This window comes from Pseudomonadota bacterium, assembly GCA_030860485.1.
Classification (GTDB): Bacteria; Pseudomonadota; Gammaproteobacteria; order JACCXJ01; family JACCXJ01; genus JACCXJ01.
The window spans coordinates 1-6,505 of record JALZID010000339.1; the positions used below are offsets into that span (position 1 = coordinate 1).

The following is a 6,505-nucleotide window of genomic DNA, read 5'->3' on the forward strand; positions in this document are numbered from 1 at the left end:
CGGCGGCGCCGGCCGACCCCCCGATCACCCCATTGGCTTCCCGCAAGGCGCGCAGGATATGGTCACGCTCGGCGGCTTCCAGTGTAACTGCCCCGTCGGAGGTGGCCGTTGCCTGTGCTTTCAGCTCTTCGATCGGAACCCGCGCCGGGCGACTGTTCAATCGGCGCATGGGCGCCCTCGTGCAATCCCTTGCCCTCCGGGAAATCCAAGGCGTGCAACCGCAATCGGTGGCTCTCGGCCTCGTAGAGTGCCAGGCTCGTGTATTCGTGCCGGATCACTTTGCGAAGGCTCGTGGTGATGGCGGCAAACAGCGGCTTCAATTCGAGGTTCGAGACCACCGCGTTGTTCACTTCAAGAAGCAGGCGAAGGTGGTCGCGCTCGTGGAAGAGCGCCTGCTGGTAGCGCTGTACGCTCTGATAGTTCAGCGCGTTGTCCACGGCGACCGCGACCTGATTGGCCACCTGCTGCAGGAATTCCAGATCGGCGTCATCGTAGGCGGCTTCCTGCAGGCTTCCGAAGCCGAGTGCCCCCAGCGGCTGCTGCGCCGTGGTGAGCGGGACCACGCACAAGGACTTTATGCTTTGCTGGCGCAAGATGGCGGTGACGCGAGGGAAGCGGGTCTCGTTTCCTACGCCCGAAACCACTAACGGCTGTTGCGTTTGCCAGGCCCACCCCCCCCCCGGGAGATTCGTGCACCGGCAGTTCCTGGCAACCTAAGGGATCGCTGCTCCGATCGCGTGCCTCCAGTGTGCACGCGCATGATGCTCCGCTGCGCATCGTGCAGGGTCAGCCGCATCTGGTCGAAGCGGACCACACGATGCAAGCTTTGGGCGAGCTCGTGAAAGAGCTCTCGCAGGTCGCGGTGGGCGGCGATGGACTCCGACACCTCCAGCAGGGTGCGGTGGTACTGCTGGGCGAGAGCTTCACAAGCCTGTTGAGCGTCGTTACCCAAGCTGCTGACCAACATATAGCCATTGCGTTTTTTGCCGTCCGATGACGCGATTGACCCCCCACAAATCCCGTTCATTTCCTATCCAGGCTCAGCGGTCCTGGAGCGTGGACCACAATGTACAGCATGCGCCCATCATTGCCAGGTTCTTTAAAAACTGGATCACTTGGTCCTGTGTCGCCTCGGGATCGACGCTCCAGAAGGCGTGGAAGGCGAGCGTCGTCGGGATGATAAAGAGGAAGAGCACAGCCGCCGCAACGCGCGCCCTCCAGCCGATAAGCAGCATCAGCCCGCCGCCGTGCTTCAAACGACACCGATCTCGGCGGCGTGTTTGGCTTGGAACGATGCGATGCTCACTTTAGTGAGCGTTTGGAGCGCGGGTCACGAGCCTGCCCCAATTACGTAGAACGCAGTTGGTCCGGCTTCACCGGCAGCTTCCGGACGCGTTTGCCGGTCGCCGCGAAGATCGCGTTGGTCACCGCCGGTGCGATGGCTGACGTACCAGGCTCGCCGATGCCCCCGGGTGACTCGGCACTCTTCACCAGATAGACTTCCACCACCGGTGCCTCGTTGATGCGCAGTATGCGGTAGCCGTTAATTGTTTTGCTCGACGCGGCCGTCCTTGATCGTGATCTCTTCAAAGAGGGCAGCAGTTATCCCGAAGATGATTCCGCCTTCCATCTGCGCCTTCACTGTGTCCGGGTTGACGCAGATGCCGCAGTCCACCGCACAGACTACGCGCTGGACCCGCACCTCGCCCTCCTTGGAGACCGCTACTTCCGCGATCTGTGCCAGATAGCTGCCAAAGGCGTGCTGCACGGACACGCCATGACCGTGGCCCGCCGGCAATGGCTGACCCCAGGCGGCCTTCTCCGTTGCCAGATCGAGCACCGCCCGGGCGCGCGGCGACTTGCCGAGCAGGGCGCGCCGATATTTGACCGGATCCTTCTTTGCAGCCGCGAGCTCGTCGATGAAGCTCTCCACCACGAAGATGTTGTGCGTGGGTCCGACACCGCGCCACCAACCCGTGACAATACCCGGCGGCCTCCTGATGGACGTAATCCACCAGGACGTTCGGAAGCGCATAGGGCGGCTCCGCTGCACCTTCCACGGCATCCGGATCGAGCCCGTCCTTGAATGCCGGCGGCAACCAGCGCGCAAGGATCGAGGACGCGGTGACACGATGGCTCCAGGCGATCGGCATGCCCTGTCCATCGAGGCCGGCGGCGAACCGATTGTAGTAGTAGGGCCGGTAGATGTCGTGCTGGATGTCTTCTTCGCGGGTCCAGATCACCTTGACCGGACCATCGACTTGCTTGGCGATCTGCACCGCCTGGGTGATGAAATCCACCTCGAGCCGCCGGCCGAAGCCGCCGCCGAGCAGATGGTTATGAACGCGGATCTTCTCGGGCGGCAGGCCGGTCACCTGCGCGGCGGTGGCCTGGGCGCGGGTCGCGACCTGGGTGCCCACCCAGACGTCGCAGCCGTCCTTGCGTACGTGGACGGTGCAGTTCATCGGCTCCATCGTGGCGTGCGCGAGGAACGGCACCTGGTAGACTGCCTCGACCTTCTGGGCGGCGCCGGCCATGACCTTGGCCATATCGCCCTGGGCCGGGCTCTCCTTGCGCGCGACCACGCCCGGCTTCTGCGAGGCCGCCTCGAGCTGCTGCACGATATCGGCGGTGCTGAGCTTGGCGTTCGGGCCCTCGTCCCGGCGGATGTCGAGCGCGGCAAGGCCCTGCTTGGCCGCCCACATGTGATCGGCGACCACCGCCACGGCGCCGCCGAGGCGAACCACCCGGTGCACGCCTTTAACCGCCTTCGCCTTGGCGTCATCGACGCCCGCGAGCTTGCCGCCGAACACCGGACAGGCGGCGACGGTGGCGATTTTCATACCGGGGACCTTCACGTCGATGCTGTACTGGGCCTTGCCATTGACCTTGTCCTGGCTGTCGAGGCGCTTGACAGGGGTGCCGATGAGCTTGAAGTCCTTAGGGTCCTTGAGCGCGACCTGGTCCGGCACCGGCAACGTTGCAGCCTTATCGACCAGGGCCCCGTACTTGAGCTTGCGGCCGGTCGGCACGTGGATCACCTGCCCTTCTCGGCGCGGCAGGAATTCGAATCGACGTTCCAGGTCGCGCACGCGGCGGACACCAGCATACTGCGAGCGGCGGCGCCGGCACGCCGCAGCGGCTCCCAGGCGCCACGAACCGATGTCGAGCCGCCGGTCGCCTGAAACCCGAGCAATGGATTGGCATAGAGCTTATCGTCGGGCGGCGCATGTTCGAGGTGGACCTGGGCCAAATCCACTTCCAGCTCTTCGGCGAGGAGCATCGGCAGGGAGGTGTAGGTGCCCTGCCCCATCTCGACCTGGTGCACGACGAGCGTCACGCGCCCTTGACGGTCGATGCGGATAAAGGCGTTGGGCGCGAAGGTGTTCGCCGTGGGGATTCCGGCGGCCTCGGCATTACGCATCAGCGCGGGCAAGGTGAAGCTCAGCAGCAGCCCGCCGCCGGCGGCCGCGCTGGCTTTCAGAAAAGCCCGTCGGGAGATACCGCCCTCGGATATGGGCTCGGCACCGCGTTCAGCAGCGTACAGCAGTTGTTCGAGACTCATGGTCAAGCTCCCTCTAAAACGGTGGATTCAGACTGCGCCGCCTGTTTGATTGCGGCGCGGATGCGCGAATAGGTGCCGCAGCGACAGAGGTTGCCGGCCATGGCCGCGTCGATGTCGGCATCGGTGGGATTTGGATTGCTCGCCAGCAGCGCGGACGCGGACATGATCGGGCCCGACTGGCAGTAGCCGCACTGGACCACTTCCAGATCCAGCCAGGACTTCTGCACCTTCTTGCCACTCGGAGTTTCGCCGATCGCCTCGATGGTCGTGATCTTCTTTCCGGCGACCGCCGATACCGGCGTCACACACGAGCGTGTCGGCGTACCGTCCAAGTGCACCGTACAGGCCCCGCACAGCGCCATGCCGCAACCGAACTTGGTGCCGGTTAGACCCACCACGTCGCGCAGCACCCAGAGCAAGGGCATATCCGGCGATACGTCGACCGTGTGGTCCTCACCGTTGATACCGGCACGGATGGATGACGCCAGGCCCTCTTCATAGTCGTCGTTGCCGACGATCCGTACCGCTAATCCCTCCAGGGCCGCGCGGAGCGCTTCGCGATCGGGCCCGACGGAAACGATCGCCGGATCGAGACCGCTATCCAGCGCCGTCTGGACCACATGCCGGATGACGGGCCGATCGCCCAAGGACATCAGCAGCTTGTTCACCGGCGCCGTGCGCGATGATAGGCCTGCCGTGAGTATGACTGATCCGAATCCCACCGCTACGCCTTGGTCCGTCGTGCCTGGGTGATCTGTGCCATGATCGAGATGGCGATCTCGGCGGGTATCACCGCACCGATGCTCAATCCGACCGGGCCATGGATGCGCGCGCAATCCGCTGCGGAGAAGCCGCGCTGTACCAGGCGGTCCAGCCGGCTCTCGTGCGTTTTCCGGCTGCCCAGCGCGCCGATGTAAGATGCGGGCGAGCGCAGCGCCCAGTCGAGCGCCGGATCGTCGAGCTTGGGATCGTGGGTCAAGGTCACCAGCGCGGTCCGCCGATCGGCCGTGATCTCGGCCAAGGCCAGATCGGGCCAGCGGGCATCGACCCTGAGCCCGCCGAAGCGCTCGCCTTCGGCAAACGCGCCGCGCGGATCGATGATCAAGATCTCGTAGCCCGCGAGAGCGCCGATGCACGCCAATGGCTGCGCGATGTGCACGGCGCCGATCAAGATCAGCTTGAACGGCGGATTGAAAACCTGGATGAAGACCGGCCCCGAAGCCAAGTCGAACCGCTCGCTGCGATCCTCGGCCAACAGTTCTCGGTTCCAGGTGATCGCGCCTGGGTCGAGCTCAGTATCATGGGACACTGACGCCGGCCCGACGGCGATCTGCTCGCCGGTGCGAAGCCAAGTCAGCAGCGCGACCGGAACCTTCGCCCTCTTGGCCTCGAGAATCGCGGATAGGACGTCAGGCTTCATTCGACTGACTGGCTCGACGAAAACCTGGATCCGGCCGCCACAGCTGAGCCCCGCGGACCAGGCATCCTCGTTGGCAACGCCAAAATCGAGCAGTGCGGGTTCTCCGGTCTCGATCACCTCCCGTGCGCGGCGCACCACTTCCCCCTCGATGCAGCCTCTCGACACCGAGCCCATGAATCGCCCCGCATCATCCGCCAGCAGCTGACTTCCCGGCGGCCGCGGCGATGAGCCCCAGGTCGCCACAACGGTTGCGAGCGCCACCCGCCGCCCTTCACTCCGCCAGGCGGCTGCCAGCTCCAACAGGTCCAGCTCATGCACCATATTGACCCCTACCTCCCGCCGCTGCCAAACCCTGACAATGATCTCTCCTGTCGTCGGGACCCTGACACTGGGTTGCGCGATTACAGGCTACGCGCTTAGCTTCTCGCCGTCGCGCGTAAGGCCGCGAGGAGCACGAGGCTTCATTGGCAACAAGGGCGACGTTCTCCGATTGATCGTTCATCAGTTGACTCCGCGGCGTCCTATGCTCGCTTCTCCCGCAGCGGCTTCAACGCGCCGCCCCAGCCGATAACCTGGTCGAGCATAGCGTTGACAGACTTCTCTTGCTGGGGAGCCGGCTTGAAGACGCTGAAGTCCTCGAAATCGGTGAAGAGAGAAAGACCGACCTGCGCCTTCACGTCGGCGATCTGCAGTTCCCCCATCACCAATCGCAGATTCTCCACGGCGCGTGTCCCTGACGCGCCGCCGTAGCCAACGAATCCAGCCGCCTTGTTGACCCACTCGTGGTAGAGGAAATCAATGGCATTTTTGAGCGCGCCCGATGTCGCGTGGTTGTACTCGGGCGTCACGAAGACGTAGGCGTCGAAGGACGCGATCTTCGCCGACCATGTCTTGGTGTGCTGGTGTGAGTACTGGCCCATAATCGGCGATATCGGCTCGTCGAGGAGCGGCAGGTTGAAGGCTTTGATGTCCACGAGTTCAAACTCGGCGTCGCTACGCTTTTGCGCGATTCCGTAAACCCATTTAGCCACGGCCTCGCCCTTGCGACCGGGCCGCGTGCTTCCGATGATGATGGCAATTCTAAGCATAAATTCCTCCTGTGCGGTTTCCAGATGCACGGGGCGTGTGCATATGAGTCGATGTCAGACGGATCAGTCGCTCCTGCCGATCGATCGCAGACTTTTGCAGAGGTTTCCTATCTATGCTATACAACACGGAGGACGATCTTGCCGCGCGTGTGGCTTGTCTGGCTGAGCTCGTGCGCATGACGCGCTTCCGACAGCGGAAAAACGGTTTCGACAATAGGCCTGAGCTTTCCCGACTCGACCAGCTTTGCAAGCTCAGTTAGCTGAGTGGCGCTCGGTTGAACGAAGACCGAGGCTTGCTGGACCCCATGCGCAGCGGCCCCCTCTGCCGAGGGAGGACCGACGATGGAAACCAGGATTCCACCCTTCTTCAGCACCTTCCATGAACGCTTCTGAGTGTCTCCTCCGATGGTGTCGAAGACTACATCAACATCG

At 63.6% G+C, this 6,505-nt stretch carries 7 protein-coding genes and 2 pseudogenes; 2 read left to right on the forward strand and 7 right to left on the reverse strand.

Going from position 1 to position 6,505, the window contains the following annotated elements; all coding sequences use genetic code 11:
* Positions 1–167 precede the first annotated feature (167 nt).
* Both M3461_21160 and M3461_21165 read left to right on the forward strand, forming a co-directional pair.
* Positions 168–647 carry a hypothetical protein gene (locus M3461_21160; GenBank protein MDQ3776679.1) on the forward strand — a complete coding sequence of 160 codons (480 nt, stop codon included), beginning with the start codon at positions 168–170 and terminating at the stop codon, positions 645–647.
* A gap of 101 nt (positions 648–748) precedes the next feature.
* The gene (locus M3461_21165) at positions 749–997 is read left to right on the forward strand and encodes a hypothetical protein (protein ID MDQ3776680.1); all 249 of its coding nucleotides are present in this window, start codon (positions 749–751) and stop codon (positions 995–997) included.
* Positions 998–1,040: 43 nt separating this feature from the next.
* Here the strand turns inward: M3461_21165 and M3461_21170 are convergent, their stop codons facing one another.
* The 7 genes and pseudogenes from M3461_21170 to M3461_21200 form a co-directional block, all read right to left on the reverse strand.
* Entirely contained in the window at positions 1,041–1,256 is a 216-nt protein-coding gene (locus tag M3461_21170; GenBank protein MDQ3776681.1) for a DoxX family protein, read from the reverse strand.
* A 91-nt stretch (positions 1,257–1,347) separates the two neighbouring features.
* A pseudogene (locus M3461_21175) lies at positions 1,348–3,565 on the reverse strand (xanthine dehydrogenase family protein molybdopterin-binding subunit).
* A gap of 2 nt (positions 3,566–3,567) precedes the next feature.
* A complete protein-coding gene (locus M3461_21180; GenBank protein ID MDQ3776682.1) occupies positions 3,568–3,990 on the reverse strand; it encodes a (2Fe-2S)-binding protein in 423 nt (140 codons plus the stop codon).
* Between the two features lie 48 nt (positions 3,991–4,038).
* A pseudogene (locus M3461_21185) lies at positions 4,039–4,218 on the reverse strand (NTP transferase domain-containing protein).
* Positions 4,219–4,289: 71 nt separating this feature from the next.
* A complete protein-coding gene (locus M3461_21190) occupies positions 4,290–5,306 on the reverse strand; it encodes an XdhC family protein (GenBank protein ID MDQ3776683.1) in 1,017 nt (338 codons plus the stop codon).
* Positions 5,307–5,506: 200 nt separating this feature from the next.
* Positions 5,507–6,073, reverse strand: a complete 567-nt coding sequence (locus M3461_21195) for an NAD(P)H-dependent oxidoreductase (GenBank protein MDQ3776684.1) — start codon at positions 6,071–6,073, stop codon at positions 5,507–5,509.
* Between the two features lie 116 nt (positions 6,074–6,189).
* A partial coding sequence (locus tag M3461_21200) for a zinc-binding dehydrogenase (protein MDQ3776685.1) occupies positions 6,190–6,505 on the reverse strand: 316 nt, incomplete at its 5' end.